The 23,566-nt window shown below is 62.6% G+C and carries 25 protein-coding genes and 9 pseudogenes; 21 read left to right on the plus strand and 13 right to left on the minus strand.

Annotated features, from left to right (window positions below; all coding sequences use genetic code 11):
• Positions 1-28 precede the first annotated feature (28 nt).
• From U5S82_20820 to U5S82_20860, 9 genes and pseudogenes are all read left to right on the plus strand, one after another.
• Positions 29-664 (plus strand): annotated as a pseudogene (locus tag U5S82_20820) (GDP-mannose 4,6-dehydratase).
• A 461-nt stretch (positions 665-1,125) separates the two neighbouring features.
• A complete protein-coding gene (locus U5S82_20825) occupies positions 1,126-1,398 on the plus strand; it encodes a type II toxin-antitoxin system Phd/YefM family antitoxin (GenBank protein MDZ7754018.1) in 273 nt (90 codons plus the stop codon).
• Positions 1,398-1,811 (plus strand): putative toxin-antitoxin system toxin component, PIN family, encoded by a 414-nt coding sequence (locus U5S82_20830; protein ID MDZ7754019.1) that lies wholly within the window; start codon positions 1,398-1,400, stop codon positions 1,809-1,811. Before U5S82_20825 ends, U5S82_20830 begins: the two co-directional genes overlap by 1 nt.
• 580 nt (positions 1,812-2,391) lie before the next feature.
• A complete protein-coding gene (locus tag U5S82_20835; protein MDZ7754020.1) occupies positions 2,392-2,616 on the plus strand; it encodes a hypothetical protein in 225 nt (74 codons plus the stop codon).
• The gene (locus U5S82_20840; protein ID MDZ7754021.1) at positions 2,613-3,041 is read left to right on the plus strand and encodes a type II toxin-antitoxin system VapC family toxin; all 429 of its coding nucleotides are present in this window, start codon (positions 2,613-2,615) and stop codon (positions 3,039-3,041) included. The genes U5S82_20835 and U5S82_20840 overlap by 4 nt, the downstream gene beginning before the upstream one ends.
• A gap of 42 nt (positions 3,042-3,083) precedes the next feature.
• A pseudogene (locus U5S82_20845) lies at positions 3,084-3,506 on the plus strand (GDP-mannose 4,6-dehydratase).
• Positions 3,507-3,887: 381 nt separating this feature from the next.
• A complete protein-coding gene (locus tag U5S82_20850) occupies positions 3,888-4,163 on the plus strand; it encodes a BrnT family toxin (GenBank protein MDZ7754022.1) in 276 nt (91 codons plus the stop codon).
• Entirely contained in the window at positions 4,160-4,444 is a 285-nt protein-coding gene (locus U5S82_20855; protein MDZ7754023.1) for an antitoxin, read from the plus strand. The genes U5S82_20850 and U5S82_20855 overlap by 4 nt, the downstream gene beginning before the upstream one ends.
• Positions 4,445-5,074: 630 nt before the next feature.
• Positions 5,075-5,212 (plus strand): annotated as a pseudogene (locus U5S82_20860) (GDP-mannose 4,6-dehydratase).
• A gap of 7 nt (positions 5,213-5,219) precedes the next feature.
• Here the strand turns inward: U5S82_20860 and U5S82_20865 are convergent.
• The 3 genes from U5S82_20865 to ltrA (U5S82_20875) all read right to left on the minus strand — a co-directional run bounded on the left by U5S82_20865 (position 5,220) and on the right by ltrA (U5S82_20875) (position 7,417).
• The gene (locus tag U5S82_20865) at positions 5,220-5,606 is read right to left on the minus strand and encodes a type II toxin-antitoxin system VapC family toxin (protein MDZ7754024.1); all 387 of its coding nucleotides are present in this window, start codon (positions 5,604-5,606) and stop codon (positions 5,220-5,222) included.
• Complete coding sequence (locus tag U5S82_20870) at positions 5,603-5,848, minus strand: type II toxin-antitoxin system prevent-host-death family antitoxin (GenBank protein ID MDZ7754025.1); 246 nt, start codon at positions 5,846-5,848, stop codon at positions 5,603-5,605. Before U5S82_20870 ends, U5S82_20865 begins: the two co-directional genes overlap by 4 nt.
• Positions 5,849-6,082: 234 nt before the next feature.
• Positions 6,083-7,417, minus strand: coding sequence for a group II intron reverse transcriptase/maturase (gene ltrA, locus U5S82_20875; GenBank protein MDZ7754026.1), 1,335 nt, complete (start codon positions 7,415-7,417; stop codon positions 6,083-6,085).
• Positions 7,418-7,950: 533 nt separating this feature from the next.
• On the opposite strand from ltrA (U5S82_20875), the pseudogene U5S82_20880 reads away from it, so the two are divergent.
• Positions 7,951-8,184, plus strand: a pseudogene (locus U5S82_20880) (GDP-mannose 4,6-dehydratase).
• Positions 8,185-8,634: 450 nt separating this feature from the next.
• Here U5S82_20880 and U5S82_20885 read toward each other — a convergent pair.
• On the minus strand, positions 8,635-9,042 hold the full coding sequence (locus U5S82_20885; GenBank protein MDZ7754027.1) for a type II toxin-antitoxin system VapC family toxin: 408 nt from the start codon (positions 9,040-9,042) through the stop codon (positions 8,635-8,637).
• On the minus strand, positions 9,042-9,302 hold the full coding sequence (locus U5S82_20890) for a type II toxin-antitoxin system Phd/YefM family antitoxin (GenBank protein MDZ7754028.1): 261 nt from the start codon (positions 9,300-9,302) through the stop codon (positions 9,042-9,044). Before U5S82_20890 ends, U5S82_20885 begins: the two co-directional genes overlap by 1 nt.
• 128 nt (positions 9,303-9,430) lie before the next feature.
• Between U5S82_20890 and U5S82_20895 the strand changes: the two are divergent.
• The 3 genes and pseudogenes from U5S82_20895 to U5S82_20905 all read left to right on the plus strand — a co-directional run bounded on the left by U5S82_20895 (position 9,431) and on the right by U5S82_20905 (position 10,920).
• A pseudogene (locus tag U5S82_20895) lies at positions 9,431-9,653 on the plus strand (GDP-mannose 4,6-dehydratase).
• A 415-nt stretch (positions 9,654-10,068) separates the two neighbouring features.
• Positions 10,069-10,533, plus strand: coding sequence for a DUF433 domain-containing protein (locus tag U5S82_20900; GenBank protein ID MDZ7754029.1), 465 nt, complete (start codon positions 10,069-10,071; stop codon positions 10,531-10,533).
• A gap of 150 nt (positions 10,534-10,683) precedes the next feature.
• Positions 10,684-10,920, plus strand: a complete 237-nt coding sequence (locus U5S82_20905; GenBank protein MDZ7754030.1) for a hypothetical protein — start codon at positions 10,684-10,686, stop codon at positions 10,918-10,920.
• Between the two features lie 202 nt (positions 10,921-11,122).
• On the opposite strand, the gene U5S82_20910 is transcribed toward U5S82_20905, so the two are convergent.
• Both U5S82_20910 and U5S82_20915 read right to left on the minus strand, forming a co-directional pair.
• Positions 11,123-11,374 (minus strand): group II intron maturase-specific domain-containing protein, encoded by a 252-nt coding sequence (locus tag U5S82_20910; GenBank protein MDZ7754031.1) that lies wholly within the window; start codon positions 11,372-11,374, stop codon positions 11,123-11,125.
• Positions 11,371-11,919 (minus strand): reverse transcriptase domain-containing protein, encoded by a 549-nt coding sequence (locus U5S82_20915; GenBank protein MDZ7754032.1) that lies wholly within the window; start codon positions 11,917-11,919, stop codon positions 11,371-11,373. Before U5S82_20915 ends, U5S82_20910 begins: the two co-directional genes overlap by 4 nt.
• Before the next feature lie 533 nt (positions 11,920-12,452).
• Between U5S82_20915 and U5S82_20920 the strand changes: the two are divergent.
• A pseudogene (locus U5S82_20920) lies at positions 12,453-12,687 on the plus strand (GDP-mannose 4,6-dehydratase).
• A gap of 60 nt (positions 12,688-12,747) precedes the next feature.
• On the opposite strand, the gene U5S82_20925 reads toward U5S82_20920, so the two are convergent.
• Positions 12,748-13,137 (minus strand): type II toxin-antitoxin system VapC family toxin, encoded by a 390-nt coding sequence (locus U5S82_20925; protein MDZ7754033.1) that lies wholly within the window; start codon positions 13,135-13,137, stop codon positions 12,748-12,750.
• Positions 13,137-13,391, minus strand: coding sequence for a type II toxin-antitoxin system VapB family antitoxin (locus U5S82_20930; GenBank protein ID MDZ7754034.1), 255 nt, complete (start codon positions 13,389-13,391; stop codon positions 13,137-13,139). The genes U5S82_20925 and U5S82_20930 overlap by 1 nt, the downstream gene beginning before the upstream one ends.
• 639 nt (positions 13,392-14,030) lie before the next feature.
• Here U5S82_20930 and U5S82_20935 point away from each other — a divergent pair.
• From U5S82_20935 to ltrA (U5S82_20965), 7 genes and pseudogenes are all read left to right on the plus strand, one after another.
• Positions 14,031-14,411 carry an RNA-directed DNA polymerase gene (locus U5S82_20935; GenBank protein MDZ7754035.1) on the plus strand — a complete coding sequence of 127 codons (381 nt, stop codon included), beginning with the start codon at positions 14,031-14,033 and terminating at the stop codon, positions 14,409-14,411.
• Positions 14,412-14,476: 65 nt separating this feature from the next.
• The gene (locus U5S82_20940) at positions 14,477-15,466 is read left to right on the plus strand and encodes a reverse transcriptase domain-containing protein (protein ID MDZ7754036.1); all 990 of its coding nucleotides are present in this window, start codon (positions 14,477-14,479) and stop codon (positions 15,464-15,466) included.
• A 167-nt stretch (positions 15,467-15,633) separates the two neighbouring features.
• Positions 15,634-15,862: pseudogene (locus U5S82_20945) on the plus strand (GDP-mannose 4,6-dehydratase).
• A gap of 1 nt (position 15,863) precedes the next feature.
• Positions 15,864-16,100, plus strand: coding sequence for a hypothetical protein (locus U5S82_20950; GenBank protein ID MDZ7754037.1), 237 nt, complete (start codon positions 15,864-15,866; stop codon positions 16,098-16,100).
• On the plus strand, positions 16,097-16,294 hold the full coding sequence (locus U5S82_20955; protein ID MDZ7754038.1) for a DUF2283 domain-containing protein: 198 nt from the start codon (positions 16,097-16,099) through the stop codon (positions 16,292-16,294). The genes U5S82_20950 and U5S82_20955 overlap by 4 nt, the downstream gene beginning before the upstream one ends.
• A gap of 22 nt (positions 16,295-16,316) precedes the next feature.
• Positions 16,317-16,443, plus strand: a pseudogene (locus tag U5S82_20960) (NAD-dependent epimerase/dehydratase family protein).
• A gap of 558 nt (positions 16,444-17,001) precedes the next feature.
• Positions 17,002-18,315 (plus strand): group II intron reverse transcriptase/maturase, encoded by a 1,314-nt coding sequence (gene ltrA, locus U5S82_20965; protein ID MDZ7754039.1) that lies wholly within the window; start codon positions 17,002-17,004, stop codon positions 18,313-18,315.
• A gap of 125 nt (positions 18,316-18,440) precedes the next feature.
• Here the strand turns inward: ltrA (U5S82_20965) and U5S82_20970 are convergent, their stop codons facing one another.
• The 4 genes and pseudogenes from U5S82_20970 to ltrA (U5S82_20985) all read right to left on the minus strand — a co-directional run bounded on the left by U5S82_20970 (position 18,441) and on the right by ltrA (U5S82_20985) (position 23,306).
• A complete protein-coding gene (locus U5S82_20970) occupies positions 18,441-18,617 on the minus strand; it encodes a hypothetical protein (GenBank protein MDZ7754040.1) in 177 nt (58 codons plus the stop codon).
• Positions 18,618-18,619: 2 nt separating this feature from the next.
• Positions 18,620-19,387, minus strand: a complete 768-nt coding sequence (gene istB / locus U5S82_20975; GenBank protein ID MDZ7754041.1) for an IS21-like element helper ATPase IstB — start codon at positions 19,385-19,387, stop codon at positions 18,620-18,622.
• Positions 19,384-20,912: pseudogene (gene istA, locus U5S82_20980) on the minus strand (IS21 family transposase). Before istA ends, istB begins: the two are co-directional and overlap by 4 nt.
• A 1,059-nt stretch (positions 20,913-21,971) precedes the next feature.
• Entirely contained in the window at positions 21,972-23,306 is a 1,335-nt protein-coding gene (gene ltrA / locus U5S82_20985; GenBank protein MDZ7754042.1) for a group II intron reverse transcriptase/maturase, read from the minus strand.
• Between the last annotated feature and the right edge of the window lie 260 nt (positions 23,307-23,566).

Below are 23,566 nucleotides of genomic sequence, written 5' to 3' on the forward strand. Positions count from 1 at the left end.
GTTAAGTGGGGTGTGAAGGCGGCCCTGCTACCCGCGCTCGCCCTACGCGGCGGCCAATCTCTATGCCTACTGGATAACGGTGAACTACCGCGAGGCCTACGGCATGTATGCCTGCAACGGCATTCTTTTTAATCACGAATCACCCGTGCGCGGCGAGACCTTCGTCACCCGCAAGATAACCCGCGCCCTGGCCCGTATCCACCTGGGGCTGCAGGACACCCTGTACTTGGGGAACATGGATGCCCTGCGGGACTGGGGCCATGCCCGGGACTACGTGGAGATGCAGTGGTTGATGCTCCAGCAGGAGGTACCGGATGATTTCTGCATCGCCACCGGGGTGCAGTACTCGGTGCGCCAGTTCGTGGAGCGCGCCTACTCACACCTGGGCAAGGCCATCCGCTGGGAAGGGCAGGGGGTGGACGAGAAGGGCTATGACAGCGAGACGGGGGCCTGCATCGTGGCGGTGGACCCGCGCTACTTCCGCCCCACGGAGGTGGAGACCCTGCTGGGGGACCCCACCAAGGCCAGGGAGAAGCTGGGTTGGACGCCGCGCATCACCTTCGACGAGATGGTGACGGAGATGATGGAGAACGACCTGCAACTGGCAAAGCGCGATGCGCTGGTGAAGGAGGCGGGGTATCGGGCGTTCGATTACCACGAGTGAGGGGGTGGTCCCCCTCCGCCCCTCACCCCGGCCCTCTCCCGGCGGGAGAGGGGGAGTAATCAGAGGGTTCTCTACGGGGGGATTACCGGGGCCGATGGGGCAGCCGGTGGGTCCGCTGCGCTTGACCCACCCTACGTTGCTGCGTGTTTTGGCGTCATGGGAAGGTCCCTTCTCCCTTGGGGAGAAGGACAGGATGAGGGGATGCTGGGCGGGGGGTGTAGGTCGGGCTTCAGCCCGACAGCCCGCGGGTGGGATTTCCGGCCCGGCTCATGGTGTGTGCGCCCGGGTTGGATGTCGGGATGAATCCCGACCTACATTCGTGCCCTGGTCATGTTGGGGTTCGTTCCTCACCCCAACCTACGAGCTTGTCGAACTCCCGGTAGGCCTGCCGCGGTGCTATAGACGCACCCCGGCATACGGATCATACTGATCGCATCAATCGATATGCTTGAGAGGAACTCATGATTACCGAAGTCAATGCCGTAAGTTTCCGGCAGAACCTGGGAGACATGATCAACCGGGTGCAGTACCGGAATGACAGTGTCGTCATCAACAAGGATGGCAAGCCGGTAGCGGTGCTGGTCGACGCGGAGTTGTTTGCCCGCATCCAGCGCATGCGTGCCCGCTTCGATGAACTGAGTGCGCGTATTTCGGAGGGTTACGCCGATGTGCCGGCCGAGGAGGGGCTGGCCGAGATTGAAGACGCGGTAGCTGCGGCGCGCAAACGGCGCTGATGCCCGATTTGCGTGTGGTCCTCGACACCAACGTGCTGGTGTCGGGACTGGCCTATCCGGGCAGCGTGCCGGGGCGTATCGTCGCCGCCTGGCGCCAGGGCGGCCTGGAGGTAGTGCTGTCCCATTACATACTCGACGAGCTGGCGAGGGTGCTGCCTCGGTTGTCCAGGGTCCGGATGTTGCAGGTGGAGGCCCGTGACTTGACCGATAGTCTGATGTTCCTTGCCGATATCGTCGAGGCGCGAGGTATGCCTGATGAAAACCTGCGTGACCCTGCTGATCAACCAGTGCTACTCACCCTGGTGGCGGCGCGGGCTGACTACCTCGTAACCGGCGACAAGGATTTGCTGGCCCTGGCGGCCAAGTATCCCATTGTCACACCGGGAGAGTTCTGGAGACGCCACGGAGAGTAAGCGGGTCGGTTGGGTTCCGGGCGGTTCCGGGTAGAGTAGAGAGCAGGCCCTAACGCCCGTAGGTCCGGCTTAGCGGTTCCCGCCCCTTTCGTTTGGCGGTGCCTAAATAGCCGGGCCGTAGCCACCAAGGCCAGCCCTCCCTCATCAAACCGTGCATACGGTTCTCCCGTACACGGCTTTCCGATGTGCCAAGCGCGATGCGCTGGTGAAGGAGGCGGGGTATCGGGCGGTTGATTATCATGAGTGAGGGGGTGGTCCCCCCCCCTCACCCCGGCCCTCTCCCGGAGGGAGAGGGGGAGTAATCAGAAGGTTCTCTACGGGGGGATTACCGGGGCCGATGGGGCAGCCGGTGGGTCCGCTGCGCTTGACCCACCCTACGTTGCGGTGCGCTTTGGCGTTATGGGAAGGTCCCTTCTCCCGTGGGGAGAAGGACAGGATGAGGGGATGCTGGGCGGGATGAAAAGGTTTGCCGAGGCGTTGCACTGCGTATTGCTCACGTGGGGCTCACGTGTGCGCTTGCCGGCAATTGACATAAAAATGTCTGCTTAGTATGTTTCGGCGCATGAGGACCACCGTACGATTGGACGATGAGTTGTTGAGAGAGACCAAACGTTTCGCCGCCGAGCACGGGCGGACCGTGACGAGTCTCGTCGAGGATGGGCTGCGTGAAATCCTCTCACGACGGGCAGGTCCGGCGGCGGCCGGGCCCATCAGGCTGCACACTGTCGCGGGTTCGGGACTTCGGGCCGGCGTGGATCTGGATGATTCGGTGGCGTTGCTCGAACACATGGATGAGGACGGGTGATCCTGCCGGACGTCAACGTGCTGGTCTACGCTCACCGCGAGGATGCCGGGAATCACACTGCTTACCGTGAGTGGTTGGAAGCCGAGCTGAGTTCGGAGCGCAGCTACGGCATCTGTGATCTGGTCCTGAGTGGCTTCGTCCGGATTGTCACCCATCCTAAAGTATTCAAGGAACCGTCCACTATGGAGGATGCACTGACGTTTGCGGGGCAGGTGCGGGGCCGGCCCAATTGTGTCTGTGTCGTCCCGGGACCCCGCCACTGGGGCATCTTCACCCGGCTGTGCCGTGAGCGCGGCGTCAAGGGCAATCTGGTGCCGGATGCCTACCTTGCTGCCATCGCCATCGAATCCGGCAGCGAGTGGATCACTTCGGACCGCGACTTCAGCCGCTTCACCGGGCTGCGATGGCGCCACCCGCTGAGTTGACCCGGACTCGGGCTTCGGGAAAACCGGGGACAGCAGCGGCTTGGCCATGCCCGGGACTACGTGGAGATGCAGTGGCTGATGCTCCAGCAGGAGGTGCCGGATGATTTCTGCATCGCCACCGGGGTGCAGTATTCGGTGCGCCAGTTCGTGGAGCGCGCCTACTCGCACCTGGGCAAGGCCATCCGCTGGGAAGGGCAGGGGGTGGACGAGAAGGGCTATGACACCGAGACGGGGGCCTGCATCGTGGCGGTGGACCCGCGCTACTTCCGCCCCACACGGAAGTGGAGACCCTGCTGGGGGACCCCACCAAGGCGAAGGAGAAGCTGGGTTGGACGCCAAAGATTACCTTCGATGAGATGGTGACGCCCACTGTCGGCAGACATGATGGAAAACGACCTGCAACTGGCCAAGCGGGATGCGCTGGTGAAGGAGGCGGGGTATCGGGCGTTTGATTACCACGAGTGAGGGGGTGGCCCCCCCCCCTCACCCCGGCCCTCTCCCGGAGGGAGAGGGGGAGTAATCAGAAGGTTCTCTACGGAGGGTGCGTTCCACCTACCGGTGGTTTCTGGAGCACCAGGGGGATTTCAGGGGGTGAGGGGGTGGGGTGTCGGGATGAATCCCGACCTACATTCGTGCCGTAGGAACGCGCCGTGAGGGGGGTGTAGGTCGGGCTTCAGCCCGACATCCCGCCGGTGGGATTTCCGGCCCGGCTCATGGTGTGTGCGGCCGGGTTGGATGTCGGGATAAATCCCGACCTACATCCGTGCCCTGGTCATGTTGGGGTTCGTTCCTCACCCCAACCTACGAGTTGTTCACGTACGGCACACAAGGTGCTACTTTAAGTGCGTGAAGACCTTCTCATGGGATTCAGCCAAAAACGATTGGCTCATGGCCGAACGGGGCGTGTCCTTCGAGCGGGTGATGCAGCGTATTGAGATGGGCCAGGTGCTCGATGTGGTTCGGCACCCGAATCCGGAAAGGTATCCGTACCAGAGGATGTTTATCGTGGATATCGATGGTTACGCCTGCCTGGTTCCGTTCGTTGAATCCGGTGACGAGGTTTTTCTCAAGACGATCATCCCAAGCCGCAAGGCGACGAGACGATACCTGGGAGGACGGTGATGGCCATCCAGCTTAGCCCTGAGGAAAAGGAACTGTTGGACTCCTACGACAACGAGGAGTGGGAGTCTGTGATGTCCGTTGAGGAGTTGCGGAAGTACCAGGAGGCCGCGCGGAATACGTTCAGGAAGGACAAGCGCGTCAACATTCGGATGTCAGGCAAGGATCTGGAATTGCTCCAGGCGCGGGCCTTGCGGGAGGGCATTCCTTACCAGACCCTGATGGCGAGTGTCCTGCACAAATATGTCTCGGGAGACCTGGTCGATAAGACCCGCAACGGCTAACGGAGTAGGTTGAGGTATCCCCACAATTCGGTGGTGAAAAGGTCGCGGGGACAAGTGGATAGAGGATCGACGCGCATGCAGATCGAGGAGGCCTTTCGTGACACCAAAGGGCACCGTTGGGGATTCGCGATGGCCTACGCCCGAACCCGCACAGCCGCGCGCCTGGAGCGCCCGCAACCGGGTAGAGTAGAGAGCAGGCCCTAACGCCCGTAGGTCCGGCTTAGCGGTTCCCGCCCCTTTCGTTTGGCGGTGCCTAAATAGCCGGGCCCTAGCCACCAGGGCCAGCCCTCCCTCATCAAACCGTGCATACGGTTCTCCCGTACACGGCTTTCCGATGTGCTTCACGCCAAGGCATGCGCTGAGCGCCAGCCTGCTTTATGGGATAGCTTGAGTAATCCAAGGGCGTCGTGGAGGTGGGCGTAGGGATGTAGATGGCTGTAAAAACCCGCGCATTATGTCACGCAATACATAATGCGCGGGTTTTTACAGCCAGCTACACCGCTAACACGCGACACTACAAAGGTGTACGAGCAACTCCTTTGGCGGGACTCTAACCCGCTAGTTAATCAGCCTGTTACGGCATACGGACAGACCACGGTTAATCGCGGCTTGCGGCGCGTCTGACGCGTCAATCACGAATCACCCGTGCGCGGCGAGACCTTCGTCACCCGCAAGATAACCCGCGCCCTGGCCCGTATCCACCTGGGGCTTCAGGACACCCTCTACCTCGGCAACATCAGAGTTCGATGGCGCGGGGTCGCAAAGGATACTTTTGTCACACCCGAAGCACCGGCCCGGGATAGTGGGCCAGGCGGTCGTCCGCGGTCAGGAGCGTGAAGCCCTCCGCCTCGGCCTGGGCCAGGAGCAGACGGTCGAACGGGTCGCGATGGATGGGGGGCAGGTGGTCGATGGCGACGGCATGGGCGCTGTTGACGGCCAGTTCGACGTAGCCGTTCTCGAGTAGCCCGCGGCGCAGGACCCTGGGTTGCACCCGGAAGTCCTCCCTTCCTAGCCCGCTCTTGATGGCGATTTCCCAGATGCTTGCGGCGCTGAAATGCAGGGTATTCAGGGGCTCCTCGATCAATCTGCGGGCCTCAGCGGAGAGCCGCTCGGGGTCTCCTGCGGCCCACAATAACAGGTGGGTGTCCAGCAGCAGATTCACGATTCGCCGGTGAACAGGCGCTCGATGGCTTCATCACCCATGGTATCGAAGTCATCCGGAACGGCGATTTGGCCGGCCAGGAAACCCAGGCGCCGAACGTTTCGTGGCTCGGGGGCATCGACGGCCATTACCTTGACCAGGGGTTTGCCCGCTTTGGCGATGATGAAGGGCTCGCCCTTGGCGGCTTGATCCAACAGCCGTGATAGATGGGTCTTGGCCTCGTGGACGTTGACGATGCGCATCGCTTCGTTCCTCTGCTGATGGACTAAGTTTAGTAAACTTAGGCTAATCTGTCCGGTGCTGCAACGGGTTGCGGGTAGAGTAGAGAGCAGGCCCTAACGCCCGTAGGTCCGGCTTAGCGGTTCCCGCCCCTTTCGTTTGGCGGTGCCTAAATAGCCGGGCCCTAGCCACCAGGGCCAGCCCTCCCTCATCAAACCGTGCATACGGTTCTCCCGTACACGGCTTTCCGATGTGCTTCACGCCAAGGCATGCGCTGAGCGCCAGCCTGCTTTGTGGGATAGCTTGAGTAATCCTAGGGCGTCGTGGAGGTGGGCGTAGGGAAAGCGTTCGTAACCGCGCGTGCGAGTGCGCACTTTGTGACGCCGCCGCAGTTGGGTACGCACGCGTTCCTCAGTGAACCACCGGACGCGTCCGAAAGCCTTGGTGCAGTTGCCGTAGTGGAAGTAGCCCGGCCAGCCGCGTAGCACTTGGTTCACTTCCGTGATCATACGCGGCATCGGCACCGGGGTGCGGCGCCGCGCGGTGAGTTCCTTGATGCGCGCCTTGATCCTTCGTTCGGCGCGGCGGCTCGGCTCAACGTGAGGGTAGCCGTTGCCGGTTCGTCGGCTGCGTGCCCATTTGATGCTGAAGCCAAGAAAGTCGAACGCCTGTCGGCGGGCATCCACCACGTGGGTTTTCTCCCGGTTGAGCGTCAACTCCAGGCGTGTCAGCACCGTCTCAAGCACCGCCATGGCCGGCGCGGTGTCCCCACGACACAGAATCACGGCATCGTCAGCGTAACGCACGAGGCGCGCCCCTAACCGTCGTTCCAAGTCGTGCCGTTCCCAAATCCGGTCCAGCAGATGTAGATAAAGATTGGCCAGCAGCGGGGAAACAACCCCGCCTTGCGGCGTCCCTTTCCGATTCCCTTTACCGCCACTCGGGCGTTGCTTGCCTCGCCCATCCTCTTCGATGACCGGGGCCTTGAGCCATTGCTGAATGAGGGCGAGGACGCCCCCATCGGCAAGGCGCTCGGCAACCACGGCCATGAGCTTGGCGTGCGGGATCGTATCGAAATACTTCGATAGATCCGCATCGATGATTTGGGTCTTTCCCTGAAACAGACCGTCGGTGACGGCCTTCACCGCATCATGGGCCGAACGCTGCGGGCGAAATCCATAGGAGTGCTCGCAGAAATCAGCCTCGAAGATCGGCTCCACCACCAGCTTGAGCGCCATCTGTACGATCCGATCCCGGATTGTGGGGATCCCCAATGGGCGCTCACTGCCATCCGGCTTGGGTATCCAGACCCGACGCACGCCGTCCGCGCCGTACGTCTTCTGCTCCAGTTCCCGTTGCAATTCCGCCAAGTAGGCGTCTCTTCCGACCCCCGCCTCGATGGCCTCACAGGTCACACCATCGATTCCTGGCGCGCCCCGATTGGACCTGACACGATCATAGGCGTGACCGAGAGTGTCTGCCCGATAGACCTTGTCATACAAGGCGTAGAAGCGAAACGCCGGCTCTTGCTTGGCCTTGACGTAGAGCTTCCTCTGCAGCGTCCTGATCTTTTCCGGAGTTGTTAGCGACATCGCCGCAATCTCCTGACCCTCTGCGTTTCGGTTGCGTGCACAAAGTAGGGTCCCTTCCCTCAGGTCGGGTTATGTTGTCCCAGACCCTCAATCGGTACTATGAACCCCTCCGACTCCCACGACGGTCGATGACGACTTCGGACTGGCCTTATACGCCACCGTCGGCAGTTCTCACCTGCCACCGCCGCGGGCCTCCCGCACTGGGACCAATCAACTTCCACCACATGCCACCCGTACTACCCCGGAAGACTCAGCGGGACGCTCTCGTCGTCTCCTCCCACCAACAGCGGCCTTCCCCGACTGTCCACCGGGTCGGCATCTTCACTTTGTTCACGAGGCTACATCTCGGTTCGCTTGCGCTGCGGCCTGCGGTTTTGCATCTACGTAACTTACGACCCCCGGTTACCCGGACGCCGCTCCGCGACACTACAAAGGTGTACGAGCAACTCCTTTGGCGGGACTCTAACCCGCTAGTTAATCAGCCTGTTACGGCATACGGACAGCTTACTTAATTCGCTGTGCGGCACGCCAAGAGCGGCGCCTGCATCGTGGCGGTGGACCCGCGCTACTTCCGCCCCACGGCGGTGGAGACCTTGCTGGGGGACCCGACCAGGGCGAAGGAGAAGTTGGGGTGGACGCCGCGTATCACCTTCGACGAGATGGTGACCCCCCTGTCAGCGGAGATGATGGAGAACGACCTGCAGCTGGCGAAGCGGGATGCGCTGGTGAAGGAGGCAGGGTATCGGGCGTTTGATTATCACGAGTGAGCGTGTGGCCCCCCCCCTCACCCCGGGTTTCTCCCCCCGAGGGGGAGAGGGAGTATTTGTTGGGCTTTCCCCCGTCACCCCGGCCCTCTCCCGGAGGGAGAGGGGGAGTAATCAGAGGGTTCTCTACGGGGGGATTACCGGGGTCGATGGGACAGCCGGCGGGTCCGCTGCGCTTGACCCGCCCTACGTTGCTGCGCGCTTTGGCGTCATGGGAAGGTCCCTTCTCCCATGGGGAGAAGGACAGGATGAGGGGATGCTGGGCGGGGGGTGTAGGTCGGGCTTCAGCCCGACAGCCCGCGGGTGGTTTCGACCCGGCCCGTGGTGCGTGCGGTGGGCTTTAATGTCGGGATGAATCCCGACCTCCCGGCTGTGGGTCCGCTGTGCCTGCCCCACCCTGCGGCGCTACGGCGATGGTCTCCGGGAGTCCGGAGGATGGGAATGAGGCCGTCTTCAGGGGTTGAATGGGTTCAGCGTAGCCACGCCTGTCGGTGTGAAGTGTCGGGTGTTGCGAGTCACCACGGTGAGGCCGTGCTCCAGGGCCGTTGCCGCGATCAACAGGTCGGCGCTTTGGTTACCGATGGCGGCGCTGAGTTGTCCCCAGCGGCGGGCGACGGGGATATCCACCGCAAGTACCCGATCGGCGTATAGGTCGAGCACGGTGTCGAGCCAGCGGGCGAGGGTGATGGCGAAGGCGGGGTTGCGGCCTCGTTGCTGCACAATGCCCCGCTCTATCTCGCCGATGGTGACCACGCTGAGGAACAGGTCCGGGGTCCGTTGATTCGCGATCCACGCCACCAGATGCGGATTCCGGTGCTGCTTGCGCAGTTCCGACAGGACCACGGTGTCCAGAAGGTGCATCAGAGCTCGATGGCGCGGGGTCGCAAGGGGATGCGGTCGAAGTCGAGGTCGTCCTGGGGCACGGTGAGCAGTAGTTCGCCGAAGGTGGGCGCTGCGGTTTTTCCCTGTCGTCGCAATCGCTCGTACTCATCGGCGGCGATGACCACCACAGCCGGTTTGCCTCGTCGGGTCACCCGTTGGGGGTCACCCTTGAGCGCCCTGTCAACCAGTGCACTGAAACGATTCTTGGCGTCATGTAGGGACCATTCCGGATCAGACATTTGAGATTCCTGGCTAGATAAGATGGCTAGATTAATGGACTGTTTCCGCTCTAGTCAATCGGGCACTGTCGGGGGTTCCGGGGACCGTTTACTTAATTCGCTGTACGGCACGCCAAGACTGGGCCCGCATGGTGATGGCGGACCCGCGCTACTTCCGCCCCACGGAGGTGGAGACCCTGCTGGGGGACTCCACCAAGGCCAAGGAGAAGCCGGGGTGGACGCCGCGTATCACCTTCGACGAAATGGTGGCGCCCACTGTCGGCAGAGCTGATGGAAAACGACCTGCAACTGGCCAAGCGCGATGCGCTGGTGAAAGAGGCGGGGTACCGGGCGTTTGATTATCACGAGTGAGGCGCGCCGGGCTGCACAATGACCGGGTCGGTTCGCGCCCGAGGGCGCTCCTAGGGGCGGGTGCGAGCCACCCACCAGTGGCTTCTGGAGCACCAGGGAGATTACCGCGGGTAGGGCATTCTCTTCCGGTCCTGGTGTAAAATCTGAGTCAGAAGAAAATCGCCAGCCAAGGGCCGGAGCAGAATGCCATGAGGACGCTAACGAAAGGGAAGCCCGATCCGAGGGAGATGCCTGCCTACGCTATCTCGGAAGCGGCGCATTATCTCGGAGTGCCCCAGGCAACCATCCGGTATTGGGCAACGGGTCAGAACCAGTATGGGGGGCTCATCCATGTGCCGAAACTTCGGCCCGTCCTGCTGTCCTTTCTTAACATGGTCGAGTTACATGTCCTGGCGGCCTCCGGCGCAAGCACGCGGTGACCCTGCCGAAGGTGCGGGCAGCCATCGAGTACCTCAAGGAGAACACCGAGGGGGAATCGGATCGCAGACATCCCCTGATCAGCCGACAGCTGGAGACCGATGGGCTTGACCTCTTCATCCAGCGCTACGGTCAACTGGTGAACATCAGCCGGGCGGGCCAGGTGGCCATGCGCGAGGTCATGAGTGCAGCGCTGCAACGCATCGAGCGGGATGCCAGCGGCGTTCCCGTAAAGCTCTACCCATTCACCCGTAGCCAAGTCGAAGGGGCGCCCGCGATGGTGGTGATCGATCCCGCTTTGTCCGGCGGGAGACCGGTGATCGCGGGAACCGGACTAGCGACAGACGTGATTGCGGAGCGCTACAAGGCGGGTGAATCGGTGAGCGAACTGGCCAGGGACTACGAGCGTGACGAAGCCGAGATCGAGGAAGCGATCCGCTGCGAACTCCAGGCGGCCGCCTGAAGCGCCTGTCTATTACCTCGACCGGAATCTCGGTAGGCATCGCATCGCGGATGCCCTGAGAGAGGCAGGGCTCGTGGTGGAGATCCACGACGACCACCTGCCCTAGAACGCCCCGGACGATGACTGGATTGCGTTGGTGGGAAGCCGCGGGTGGGTTGCGCCCTGACCAAGGACAAGAACATCCGTTACCGTACGGCAGAGCTTGATGCGGTGAGGCGGCATAGCGCGATGGTGATCGTCATTCGCGCCAAGGACGCGACAGCTGACGATATGGCGGCCTTGCTGATCGAGCATTCTGCGCAGATTGCGCGCTTCGTGCAGCGCACCCAGCCGCCTTTCGTCTGCGGGTTGGACCGCTCAGGGAGGCTGAAGCACTATGACTTATGAACGCACGAACGGGCAAACCAGCAAACCAGGGACACAAACCAGGTAGAGTAGAGAGCAGGCCCTAACGCCCGTAGGTCCGGCTTAGCGGTTCCCGCCCCTTTCGTTTGGCGGTGCCTAAATAGCCGGGCCGTAGCCACCAGGGCCAGCCCTCCCTCATCAAACCGTGCATACGGTTCTCCCGTACACGGCTTTCCGATGTGCTTCACGCCAAGGCATGCGCTGAGCGCCAGCCTGCTTTATGGGATAGCTTGAGTAATCCAAGGGCGTCGTGGAGGTGGGCGTAGGGAAAGCGTTCGTAACCGCGCGTGCGAGTGCGCACTTTGTGACGCCGCCGCAGTTGGGTACGCACGCGTTCCTCAGTGAACCACCGGACGCGTCCGAAAGCCTTGGTGCAGTTACCGTAGTGGAAGTAGCCCGACCAGCCGCGTAGCACTTGGTTGACTTCCGTGATCATACGCGGCAGGCGTGCGGGATCGTATCGAAATACTTCGATAGATCCGCATCGATGATTTGGGTCTTTCCCTGAAACAGGCCGTCGGTGACGGCCTTCACCGCATCATGGGCCGAGCGCTGCGGGCGAAATCCATAGGAGTGCTCGCAGAAATCAGCCTCGAAGATCGCCTCCACCACCAGCTTGAGCGCCATCTGTACGATCCGATCCCGGTTTGTGGGGATCCCCAATGGGCGCTCACTGCCATCCGGCTTGGGTATCCAGACCCGACGCACGCCGTCCGCGCCGTACGTCTTCTGCTCCAGTTCCCGTTGCAATTCCGCCAAGTAGGCGTCTCTTCCGACCCCCGCCTCGATGGCCTCACAGGTCACACCATCGATTCCTGGCGCGCCCCGATTGGACCTGACACGATCATAGGCGTGACCGAGAGTGTCTGCCCGATAGACCTCGTCATACAAGGCGTAGAAGCGAAACGCCGGCTCTTGCTTGGCCTTGACGTAGAGCTTCCTCTGCAGCGTCCTGATCTTTTCCGGAGTTGTTAGCGACATCGCCGCAATCTCCTGACCCTCTGCGTTTCGGTTGCGTGCACAAAGTAGGGTCCCTTCCCTCAGGTCGGGTTATGTTGTCCCAGACCCTCAATCGGTACTATGAACCCCTCCGACTCCCACGACGGTCGATGACGACTTCGGACTGGCCTTATACGCCACCGTCGGCAGTTCTCACCTGCCACCGCCGCGGGCCTCCCGCACTGGGACCAATCAACTTCCACCACATGCCACCCGTACTACCCCGGAAGACTCAGCGGGACGCTCTCGTCGTCTCCTCCCACCAACAGCGGCCTTCCCCGACTGTCCACCGGGTCGGCATCTTCACTTTGTTCACGAGGCTACATCTCGGTTCGCTTGCGCTGCGGCCTGCGGTTTTGCATCTACGTAACTTACGACCCCCGGTTACCCGGACGCCGCTCCGCGACACTACAAAGGTGTACGAGCAACTCCTTTGGCGGGACTCTAACCCGCTAGTTAATCAGCCTGTTACGGCATACGGACAGCTTACTTAATTCGCTGTGCGGCACGCCAAGAGCGGCGCCTGCATCGTGGCGGTGGACCCGCGCTACTTCCGCCCCACGGCGGTGGAGACCTTGCTGGGGGACCCGACCAGGGCGAAGGAGAAGTTGGGGTGGACGCCGCGTATCACCTTCGACGAAATGGTGGCGCCCACTGTCGGCAGAGCTGATGGAAAACGACCTGCAACTGGCCAAGCGCGATGCGCTGGTGAAAGAGGCGGGGTACCGGGCGTTTGATTATCACGAGTGAGGCGCGCCGGGCTGCACAATGACCGGGTCGGTTCGCGCCCAAGGGCGCTCGGCAAACGGGTTACGGTGGCGTGGCAAGGTCGGTGTGGATGAAATCCTGCCCCTTATAGAGCAGCGGGGCGCCCTCTACTTTCGCGAGGGCGTAAGCAAAGCAGTCACCGTAGTTCAGACCGGCCGGATGGCGGCCCTTGCCGAACTCCCGGTAGGCCCGCCGCGCCAGGTTGCCCTGGTCCACGTCAACGGGAATGAGTTCGATGTGGGCCTTGCTCAGGAACAGGTCGAGGTCCCGTGCCCCCTCCATGCCAAAGCGGGCTTCTATGACGATGGCGGTCTCCAGGAAGTTGGCCACCGACATGACGCACGGCGCCGCAGCCTCTATTACCGTTACGAACGTCCGGCGCTCAGGTTCGTTCATGAGGATCGCGATTAGTGCGGAGCTGTCGAGGACAATCATCGCGGGATGCCGCGGGAATCGTAGTCCAGGATCTCTTCGGGCGAACGGTCGTCCAGGACCGGCAGGTTCGCACAGTGCAGGGCGATTTCGTCCAGCTCATCTGCCAGCCGCGGCCCGGCGGGTTGGCGCTTGAGGCGCTTGAGCTGCTCGCGCAGGGCATCAGTGACTGCCCGGGTCTTCGTTTGGCCGGTAAGCCGTGCAAGCTCGTCGGCCAAGCGCTCGGCATCTGGGTTTCGAATATTTAGCGCCATGGTCTCGGTGTGTAGCTGTGTTGAAAAATGTAAGCATACTACACAGGAGGGGCCCGGGCCCAATGCAGGCTACGGGATGCGCTGGTGAAGGAGGCGGGGTATCGGGGACAGGGTATCGGGGTCAGCAGCGGCTTGGCAATGCCGCACATTCTAGCGGGTGGGAATCCCGCCCGGGTAACCGCTAGCCACGGGCCCGGTATCGAGCCTTGCAGTCAGTCCGGTGACGGGCTGGTTGATGCGTAGGTACGAAAGCAGGCGAGGTGCAAGGGTAACGGGTGAAGCCGACCTTGAAGGTGTGGAGCTCCGAAAAGTTCGTCGGTGAGTGCCGATGGGTTTGTCCCACCAGCAGGCAACAGCCGTCATGCGCCCTGGCAAGCATGACGGGCACTCCCCGGAGTCCGAGGCCGTATCGAGCCTGACATTGCGAATGTGCGGTAACCAAGGAGATCCCATCATCGGTGTGCAGGAGGTGCGCACCCGTGGACAAGCGATAACAAGCGAGGAAGCGGGCGGTGTTGATGGGAAGTCGGAGGCACCCATAGTAGCGAGGAGTCCCGGTAATCCGGGAGGAGCCAAGGGGTGTCGGCTTGAGATAACGGGAGAGGGGCAACACGGCCCTACGCTGAGAGGACTATGCCCGTGAGCACACGACTCGAACGTTTCACACAAAAGGCGCGTGCCGAGCCGCAGTTGCGGTTCACGTCCCTGATGGGGATGCTGTTCGATCCCGAGGGGCTGCACGCCAGCTTCGAGCGCCAGGACGGAAGTAAGGCGCCCGGAGTGGATGGGGTAAGGAAGGAGACGTATCTACAGGGACTGGACGAGCGGATAGCAGACCTGTCGGCCCGCCTGCGCCGGCTGGGCTACCGGCCCAAACCGGCCCGGCGAACCTACATCCCCAAAGGGGACGGTCGCTACCGCCCGCTGGGTGTCCCCAGCTTCGAGGATCGGTTGGTGCAGGACCGGCTGAGCCAAATCCTGCAAGCCATCTGGGAACCGGAATTCCGCGACTGCTCTTAGGCCACTGACGAGAATTAGCTTGTCACTCTGATAGCCGCATCGAGCTTATCCGTAGTAGTCGCCAGATCGAAAGATGGCAAGTTAATTTCGATCAGGCTCCTTACGGCTTCCGTCCGGGCCGAAGCGCCCACGACGCCCTGCGCCGGATGGCGGAAGTCATCACGAACGAGCAGACGCAAAGGGTGGTGGAGGCCGACATCAAAGGCTTCTTTGACCACGTCAGCCACGACCACCTGATGCGGTTTCTGGCCCACCGGATAGGCGATCCGAATTTTCTGCGGATCATCCGCCGATTTCTCAAGGCAGGGATCATGGAAGATGGGGTGTTCACAGCCAGCGACGAAGGCACCCCGCAAGGCGGGCTGGTGTCCCCCGTGCTGGCGAACATCTACCTCCACTATGTACTGGACCTGTGGTTCGAGGCGCGCTATGCCCGGCAGTGTCAGGGCAAGGCGTACCTCATCCGCTATGCGGACGACTATATCGCCTGCTTCCAGTACGAAGAGGACGCCAAGGGCTTTCATCAAGCGATGAAAGCGCGCTTGAGCGCATTCGACCTGGAAGTCGAGCCCAGCAAGACGGCCATCCTGCGCTTCGGCAGCACCGCCCTGCGTATCCCTGCGCGGGAGGGAGAGCCGAAGACCTTCAGCTTTCTCGGCTTCACCCACTACGTGGGCCGCAGCCGGAAAGGCCGGTTTGTCGTTGGGCGCAAGACCGACGGCAAGCGACAGCGCAAGAAGCTCAAGGCGCTCAATGCCAAGCTGAAGGCCATGCGCAGCAAAGGAGGGGCGGCGATGATTGCCTTCCTGCGGCGGCACCTACGGGGCCATATCCAGTATTACGGCGTCAGCGGCAACAGCCGGAGCGTGGCGAGCTATGTCTACTTCGCCTCCGGCTACCTGTTCAAGTGGCTGAACCGCCGTAGCCAGCGACGCTCGCTGACCTGGAAACGCTTCGGCGAGGCCATCAGTCCGTGGCTGCCGACCGCCTGCATCGTCCACATCCTCTACCCCGTGCCGAAGTGGAAGACTCAAGCTGGGAGCCGGATGGTGTAACTCTCCAAGTCCGGTTCTGCGAGGAGCCGGGGACGAACCGACGCATGGCCGAGATATTGTGGCACCGCCGGGAAACCAGGCGGCAAACAGAGAACACAAACTTCGGCCTAACCGTCGGCAAGGAACCGGCTTACTCTCCGTTTACTTAATTCGCTGTACGGCACGCCAAGACTGGGGCCTGCATGGTGGTGGCGGACCCGCGCTATTTCCATCCCACGGAGGTGCAGACCCTGCTGGGGGACCCCACCAAGGCCAGAGAGAAGTTGGGCTGGACGCCAAAGATCACCTTCGACCAGATGGTGGCGCCCACTGTCGGCAGAGATGATGGAGAACGACTTGCAACTGGCCAAGCGGGATGCGCTGGTTAAGGAAGGGGGGTATCGGGCGTTTGATTAAGATGAAGGTAACGGAGTACTTTCTGGCGACGCGTCAGCGCCGTGATAGGGCAGCGATACAGGAAGCCTGGATTCGTCGAGTCATGGAGATGCCGGAAGAGGAAGAGCGACAGGCAGATGACCGGATTCGGCGTTGGGCTCGAGTGGAGGAAGCGGATGGAAAGGTGTTGCGGGTCGTGTTGCTGGAGGACGGCGAAACAGTCCACAACGCGTTCTTCGACCGGGGGTATAAGCCATGAAGGTACAGTATTTCCAGGATACGGACACACTATACGTCGAGTTCCGAGGCGATGAGATCACCCAGACTAGGGACTTGGACGAAAACACCGTTCTTGATTTGAATGCTCTGGGGGACGTTTGTGCGTTGACCCTGGAGCATGCGAGCAAGCGGGCCGACTTGGGCCATCTCATTGTGGAAGGTATCGCTGCATAGCTCGTAGGCCACCTACCTGGTGAAGTTCCTCTACGACAACCTGATGATCGAGGTGAACCTCATCACATGGTGCCCACGAGGCCGGGGTGCAGAAGCTGCTGTTCCTGGGCAGCACTTGCATCTACCCCAAGCTGGCCCCCCAGCCCATGAACTCATTCGCAAGAATCGCCGAGGGGGCTCGGCTCCTAGTGCGTCCGTGGAGGCGCATTTTCTGCACGGTGAGAGTCCGTGTCGGGGTAAGCCAAGGCCCCGTAGTCGAAGGTAACTGCGTCGTCGCGAGGCGGGGTGGAGAGCAACCGGAGGCGAACTGGCGGTCCGTAGGATGACGAACTCGATTCGGCGGTACGGGACGGCGAGCCCGCTAGGAGAAGGTGAAGCCTGAAAATCATCGGATGCGCTGGGATTGGCGTGGAAAGCGACATTCGGGTCCCCTCCGTGGTTGGAGACGGAACGCTGGGAAGGAAATGCGAGAGAAGCGGGGAGACCTGACCGCCGTGGTGACGGTGGGCAGGAGTCAGAGCCTTCGTAGTACTGAACGGTTCTGCTGCGGTCATGGCGAGGTGCTGCGGAAACGCGGACCCAAGAGCTGGAGGGCGTCCTCCGCCTAAAACCGTGGGTGGTGCCGGGAAAGCGCGAAGAACAGAAATCGCGCCGAGGGAAGGGAGGCAGGAAGGTGGATGGGTGAAGTCCGGAGGAGGTGAGCGCGTATGCAAAGGGTCGAGAGTGTCTCGCAAGAGGCTAAGCCAGACTCGTCCAACCCGGTGGAATGGCCGTGGGTGGACCGCACGATCTGGACGGAGCGCATGTTGGCGGCGCTGGGTAACGGCGTCCAAGGGACGAAGTGGTTCAGTCTGATCGACAAGGTGCATCGCCCCCAGACCCTGGAACGGGCGTGGCAGGATGTGCGGGCCAACCGGGGTTCAGCGGGGGTGGATGGCCAGAGTGTGCAGCGTTTTGAGGCCCATGCCGAGCGGTATCTGGCGGAGTTGGGAGAGGCGCTGGGAATTGGACGGTACCGACCGGATGCGGTGCGTCGGGTGGAGATTCCGAAGGGGACAGGGACGCGTCCCCTGGGCATTCCGACGGTGAAGGACCGGATTGTGCAGGCGGCGATGAAGCGGGTGCTCGAGCCGATTTTCGAGCACCAGTTTTTGCCGATGAGTTACGGGTTTCGCCCGGGTCGCGGGTGCAAGGATGCGCTGCGGGAAGTGGATGGGCTGGTTCGGGAGGGCTACACCCATGTGGTGGATGCCGACCTGGCCCAGTACTTCGACACCATCCCGCACGAAGCGTTGATGGCCCGGGTCGAGGACCGGATCAGCGATGGTCGGATCCTCGACCTGCTGCGCGCCTGGTTGCGCCAGGACGTGGTGGCGGAGATAGCGCGCTGGACGCCGACCCGGGGCTCGCCCCAAGGGGCGGTGATCAGTCCGTTACTCGCGAATCTGTACCTGCACGGGCTGGATGTACACATGACCCAGCGCGGCTATCGGATGGTTCGGTATGCTGACGACCTCGTGATCCTGTGTGCCAGTCCGGACGAAGCCCAGGAGGCGCTGCAGGAGTTGCGGCACTGGGTGGAGGCCAATGGTCTGCAACTGCACCCGGAGAAGACCCGTGTGGGGGATTGCCGGCAGCCCGGGGAAGGCTTTGAGTTTCTCGGGTACCGGTTTGAAGCGGGACGGCGGTGGGTACGCAAGAAGAGCCGCAAGGCCCTTTACGACCGGGTCCGGGCCAAAACCCGGCGCAGTCGTGGGGATTCGCTGGCGCGGATTGTGGCCGACCTGAACCCGATGCTGCGTGGCTGGTTCGTGTATTTCCAGCACGCGCACCCGTGGACCTTTCCTCGCGTGGACGGTTTTGTCCGACGTCGATTACGGGCGCTGTTGCGCAAGCAGCAGAAGCGCCCGGGAGCGGGTCATTGTCAGTCCGACCATCTCCGCTGGCCGAACGCGTTCTTCGCTGCGGCTGGGCTTTTCACCATGACCGAAGCCCGGACGTTGGCGAGTGTTAGCGGCTGAGTAAATCCGCGCATAAATGGCGAAGGTCGCAGTCGCGGGTTCGGGCGGCGTGACTCGGCCTCGGCGCGGATAGGTCGCCTCGAGTCAAGCCCGGTCACGCCGCCGGGGTGGGCTTAAGGGTCGGCTCAGAAGGTCAAGTCATCGTCGTCGACTTCAAAGGTGGTTATGCGGTCTTGTTGCATGAGTTCGACCAGCTGCCGATCGTATCGGCTCCAGATGGCATCGCGGAGTTCGTCGATAAAGTCATAGATCGCCAATGCCTGCTCTGGCGTCCAGTCGTCCGGTATCGGGGGATGGGTCATGGTTAGGCTCCTTTGTTGGATTTGGCGGCGGCTCGGCGCCGCTGTGCCTGTTGCTGCTGTCGCTCCTTGGCCTCCTTGAGCCGGTAGGATTCACCTTCGATGGTGAGGATCTCGGAGCGGTGTACCAGCCGGTCCACGAGGGAGACCACGCAGGAGGCGTTGGGAAAGACTTCACCCCATTCGGCGAAGGGTCGGTTGGTGGTGACCAGGGTGGATTTCTCCTCGTAGCGGCGGGAGACGATCTCGAACAGCAGATCGGCATGGCGATTGGAGTAGGCGAGATACCCCACCTCGTCGACCGCTAGCAGTTGAGGGCGGGCGTAGCGGGCGAGGCGCCGCTTGAGGGCGCTGTCGCCGTCCTGGGCGGCCAAGTCATTGAGCATCTGGCCGGCGCTGGTAAAGAGGACGCTGTGGCCGGCCAGCACCGCTTGATGGGCGATGTTGCGGGCCAGGGTGGATTTGCCGACCCCGTTGGGTCCCACCAGGATGATATTGACCGCCTCGGTAAGGAAGTCGAGGCGCATCAGCTCACTGACCAGTTCCCGGTCGCAGCGGCTGGGCCAGCCCCAGTCGAAGTCGGCCAGGGGTTTGAAGCGGCCCAGCCGCGCCCCTTTCATGCGCCGCTCGAGGCTGCGGTCGGCACGTTCCTCCTCTTCCCACTGGATCAGGGACTCGACCCAGCCAGCGTCGGCGCTCTCCTCCCAATGGCTCAGCAGGCCATGGAGCTTGAGGGCCGTGGCCCGTTCTTTCAGGGATGCGTTAGGGATCATTTGAGCTCCTTTTGAGTGTCGTCTTCAGTTTCGGGCGGAGTGGACTGCAAGGCGTCGTAGCCGCCCAGATCATGGGTGCGTACCACCAACCCCCTGGCGCGCGCGTTGTCGATGCGTACCCCCACCCGGGGCGGCTGGTTTCTCGCCTCGCGCCTACGCTGCAGGGCGATGCGCACGCCGTTGGGGTGAGCCACCCCGTGGGCCAGGCTCTCCTGGATGGCCGCTTCCAGCTCGGGGGCGCCGTACGCATCGAGGAGGCGCAGCAGGGCTGCGGTGATGGCGCCGAGGTTGTCGCCGCGCTCGGCGGCCTGGATCAGCAACTGCCGGCTGGCCGGTGCGGCCTGGGCCAGGTGGTCCTGGCCGCGATGATGTCGGGCCTGGCGTTTGAGCTGGACCAGTGCCTCGATGTGTTCCGGCTGTTCGATCTGCCGGCCCTTGTCGTAGCTGCGCGGGTGGCGGGCGATGACGTCTCCGCCGTCGAGGATCCGCACCTCGGTGGGTGAGGCCGAGACGGTGAGGGTGCGCCGCACATGGGTGTGGGGCACGCTGTAGTCGTTGCCCTCGAAGCGCGCGTAGGGGTCTTGCCGATGTGGACCTCGACCCGCTCGTCGGTGGGATAGGGGTTATCGGGCAGCGCCAGCAGGGGCTCCTGCTCGAAGGCCTGGCGCACCGAGAGGGCACGGTCCTCCGGGCAGGGCCGGTCCATGGCCCAGCCGTTGCACCAGGCCTCGGCCTGGGCATTGAGGTCATCGATGTCGGTCCATTGGCGGGCCGGCCAGAAATTATCGCGTATCGTGCGGATGGCGCGCTCCACCCGCCCCTTCTCGTTGCCCCGGGCCACCGCCACCGGACGGGGCTCAAAGCGGTAGTGGGCGGCGAACTCGAGCAAGGTGGGATGGAAGCGGATGGCCTCACCCTGGCGCTCCAGCACGGCGCTTTTGAGGTTGTCGTAGAGCAGGACCTTGGGCAGGCCGTTCGAGGCAGTGAAGGCCGCCTCGTGGCCCCGCAGGAAGTTGGCCATCTTGGCACCGAGGAAGAAGCGTACAAAGATCCGCCGGGAGTAGCTGAGCACCATGACAAAGGCCATCAGGGCATGGGTTGCGCGGCCGATGGTGAGCTTGCCGAAATGGCCCCAGTCGATCTGTCCCTGGTCGCCGGGCAGGGTCTTCAGGCGCAGAAAGGCCTCGGGCCGGGGGCGTGGCCGGTAACAGGCGAGCTGATGGCGGAAGTGGTCGGGGCCGCCGGGGTAGCCCCGTTCACGCACCATGCCGTAGAGGCGGCTGGCGGTGAGCGTGGGGAACTGCGCCAGGGTGTCGGTGATGAACGGCAGATAAGGGTCGATCATCGACGGCTGCGCAGCCCGCTCGACCTTCGGCATGCCGGCCTGGGAGAGCACCCGATTGACGACGTTGTGGTGTACGCCCAACTGGCTGGCAATGGTGCCCACCCGCCACTTCTCGACGTAGTGATAGCGCAGGATCTGCGCCTCTTGTTCTTTGCTGATGGCCAATGCGTTTCTCCTCATCTCGTGGCCGGCCGGCTCAAGGGGGCTGAGCCCGGGCGCCTGGTGGCCCCTGTCGGGTGACTGTTCCAAGCGCAGCAGCGGCGGTGGCGCGATGAAGCGGGCCGGTACGCAGGAAAGGTCCGCACTCACGGCCGCAGAAGTGGCAGCGAATGGGCGCCATCATCGGCGCGCCATCCGCACCGCGGCGGCCAGCCGGCCTCGCCGGAACGGGGGGTAGTGGATCATGAGGGGGCGGGGCCGGGGAACCCTGATGCGTCACTTTCTGCCTTCTCGCCCGGTAGCGGCGTTGCCGCGCGGCATGCTTGTGCCGGCCATTGCGGCTCTGCTGGTAGCGCCAGCCGGCGGCCCGCAGAGACGCGCTTCGTGCCACCTGCGCACACCCCTCAGGGCAATAGATGTTGCCGCGGTCACAGCCACTGCAGATCATCACCTGACGATGACAACGGGCGCAGTTGTACAGGCGTGCAGAGTTCTCCATCGGCGATCCAGGCCGATGAGGACTTGATTGTCAGGGGAAAACGAGAAATAGTGTTTGGGCTCGTGCTCTGCACGGCCCGGGGTGCGATACCGGGATCGACCGCCAAGTCAATTAGACCCGGTATCGCACCTGTCTCAACGGCCCCGCTTCATCTACCCGATTCCGGCACTCTTGTCACCGGTTGCTCGCGGCCGCCCGCCAGCCGGCTCAGCGACTGGTTGGCCTGGCAATCAATCCTTCGCCAGATATGCGCGGGTTTTTATAGCCATCTACAGCGAGCCAATCCCGATGAGGTAACCACCGACTGGAGAGCCGTGTGCGGGAGAACCGCATGCACGGTTCGGAGGGCGGGGAGGGTCACTCCTTCCCGACCCCTATCGGCGGGTTCCGGGGACAGGGTTCCGGGGTTCCGGGGTTCCGGGTAGAGTAGAGAGCAGGCCCTAACGCCCGTAGGTCCGGCTTAGCGGTTCCCGCCCCTTTCGTTTGGCGGTGCCTAAATAGCCGGGCCGTAGCCACCAGGGCCAGCCCTCCCTCATCAAACCGTGCATACGGTTCTCCCGTACACGGCTTTCCGATGTGCTTCACGCCAAGGCATGCGCTGAGCGCCAGCCTGCTTTGTGGGATAGCTTGAGTAATCCAAGGGCGTCGTGGAGGTGGGCGTAGGGAAAGCGTTCGTAACCGCGCGTGCGAGTGCGCACTTTGTGACGCCGCCGCAGTTGGGTACGCACGCGTTCCTCAGTGAACCACCGGACGCGTCCGAAAGCCTTGGTGCAGTTGCCGTAGTGGAAGTAGCCCGACCAGCCGCGTAGCACTTGGTTGACTTCCGTGATCATACGCGGCATCGGCACCGGGGTGCGGCGCCGCGCGATGAGTTCCTTGATGCGCGCCTTGATCCTTCGTTCGGCGCGGCGGCTCGGCTCAACGTGAGGGTAGCCGTTGCCGGTTCGTCGGCTGCGTGCCCATTTGATGCTGAAGCCAAGAAAGTCGAACGCCTGTCGGCGGGCATCGACCACGTGGGTTTTCTCCCGGTTGAGCGTCAACTCCAGGCGTGTCAGCACCGTCTCAAGCACCGCCATGGCCGGCGCGGTGTCCCCACGACACAGAATCACGGCATCGTCAGCGTAACGCACGAGGCGCGCCCCTAACCGCCGTTCCAAGTCGTGCCGTTCCCAAATCCGGTCCAGCAGATGTAGATAAAGATTGGCTAGCAGCGGGGAAACAACCCCGCCTTGCGGCGTCCCTTTCCGATTCCCTTTACCGCCACTCGGGCGTTGCTTGCCTCGCCCATCCTCTTCGATGACCGGGGCCTTGAGCCATTGCTGAATGAGGGCGAGGACGCCCCCATCGGCAAGGCGCTCGGCAACCACGGCCATGAGCTTGGCGTGCGGGATCGTATCGAAATACTTCGATAGATCCGCATCGATGATTTGGGTCTTTCCCTGAAACAGACCGTCGGTGACGGCCTTCACCGCATCATGGGCCGAGCGCTGCGGGCGAAATCCATAGGAGTGCTCGCAGAAATCAGCCTCGAAGATCGGCTCCACCAGCAGCTTGAGCGCCATCTGTACGATCCGATCCCGGATTGTGGGGATCCCCAATGGGCGCTCACTGCCATCCGGCTTGGGTATCCAGACCCGACGCACGCCGTCCGCGCCGTACGTCTTCTGCTCCAGTTCCCGTTGCAATTCCGCCAAGTAGGCGTCTTTTCCGACCCCCGCCTCGATGGCCTCACAGGTCACACCATCGATTCCTGGCGCGCCCCGATTGGACCTGACACGATCATAGGCGTGACCGAGAGTGTCTGCCCGATAGACCTTGTCATACAAGGCGTAGAAGCGAAACGCCGGCTCTTGCTTGGCCTTGACGTAGAGCTTCCTCTGCAGCGTCCTGATCTTTTCCGGAGTTGTTAGCGACATCGCCGCAATCTCCTGACCCTCTGCGTTTCGGTTGCGTGCACAAAGTAGGGTCCCTTCCCTCAGGTCGGGTTATGTTGTCCCAGACCCTCAATCGGTACTATGAACCCCTCCGACTCCCACGACGGTCGATGACGACTTCGGACTGGCCTTATACGCCACCGTCGGCAGTTCTCACCTGCCACCGCCGCGGGCCTCCCGCACTGGGACCAATCAACTTCCACCACATGCCACCCGTACTACCCCGGAAGACTCAGTGGGAC

The organism is Gammaproteobacteria bacterium (assembly GCA_034522055.1).
Taxonomy (GTDB): domain Bacteria; phylum Pseudomonadota; class Gammaproteobacteria; order JAABTG01; family JAABTG01; genus JAABTG01.

What these genes read in the sequence shown, in the direction of transcription:
- U5S82_20825 (MDZ7754018.1), top strand. Translation starts at nt 1,126, where the DNA reads ATGATTACCGAAGTCAATGCCGTAAGTTTCCGGCAGAACCTGGGAGAC.
- U5S82_20830 (MDZ7754019.1), top strand. Translation starts at nt 1,398, where the DNA reads ATGCCCGATTTGCGTGTGGTCCTCGACACCAACGTGCTGGTGTCGGGA.
- U5S82_20870 (MDZ7754025.1), bottom strand. Translation starts at nt 5,848, where the DNA reads ATGCGCATCGTCAACGTCCACGAGGCCAAGACCCATCTATCACGGCTG.
- ltrA (MDZ7754026.1), bottom strand. Translation starts at nt 7,417, where the DNA reads ATGTCGCTAACAACTCCGGAAAAGATCAGGACGCTGCAGAGGAAGCTC.
- U5S82_20885 (MDZ7754027.1), bottom strand. Translation starts at nt 9,042, where the DNA reads ATGCACCTTCTGGACACCGTGGTCCTGTCGGAACTGCGCAAGCAGCAC.
- U5S82_20890 (MDZ7754028.1), bottom strand. Translation starts at nt 9,302, where the DNA reads ATGTCTGATCCGGAATGGTCCCTACATGACGCCAAGAATCGTTTCAGT.
- U5S82_20910 (MDZ7754031.1), bottom strand. Translation starts at nt 11,374, where the DNA reads ATGATCACGGAAGTCAACCAAGTGCTACGCGGCTGGTCGGGCTACTTC.
- U5S82_20915 (MDZ7754032.1), bottom strand. Translation starts at nt 11,919, where the DNA reads ATGTCGCTAACAACTCCGGAAAAGATCAGGACGCTGCAGAGGAAGCTC.
- U5S82_20930 (MDZ7754034.1), bottom strand. Translation starts at nt 13,391, where the DNA reads ATGGCGCTAAATATTCGAAACCCAGATGCCGAGCGCTTGGCCGACGAG.
- U5S82_20950 (MDZ7754037.1), top strand. Translation starts at nt 15,864, where the DNA reads ATGAAGGTAACGGAGTACTTTCTGGCGACGCGTCAGCGCCGTGATAGG.
- U5S82_20955 (MDZ7754038.1), top strand. Translation starts at nt 16,097, where the DNA reads ATGAAGGTACAGTATTTCCAGGATACGGACACACTATACGTCGAGTTC.
- ltrA (MDZ7754039.1), top strand. Translation starts at nt 17,002, where the DNA reads ATGCAAAGGGTCGAGAGTGTCTCGCAAGAGGCTAAGCCAGACTCGTCC.
- U5S82_20970 (MDZ7754040.1), bottom strand. Translation starts at nt 18,617, where the DNA reads ATGACCCATCCCCCGATACCGGACGACTGGACGCCAGAGCAGGCATTG.
- istB (MDZ7754041.1), bottom strand. Translation starts at nt 19,387, where the DNA reads ATGATCCCTAACGCATCCCTGAAAGAACGGGCCACGGCCCTCAAGCTC.
- ltrA (MDZ7754042.1), bottom strand. Translation starts at nt 23,306, where the DNA reads ATGTCGCTAACAACTCCGGAAAAGATCAGGACGCTGCAGAGGAAGCTC.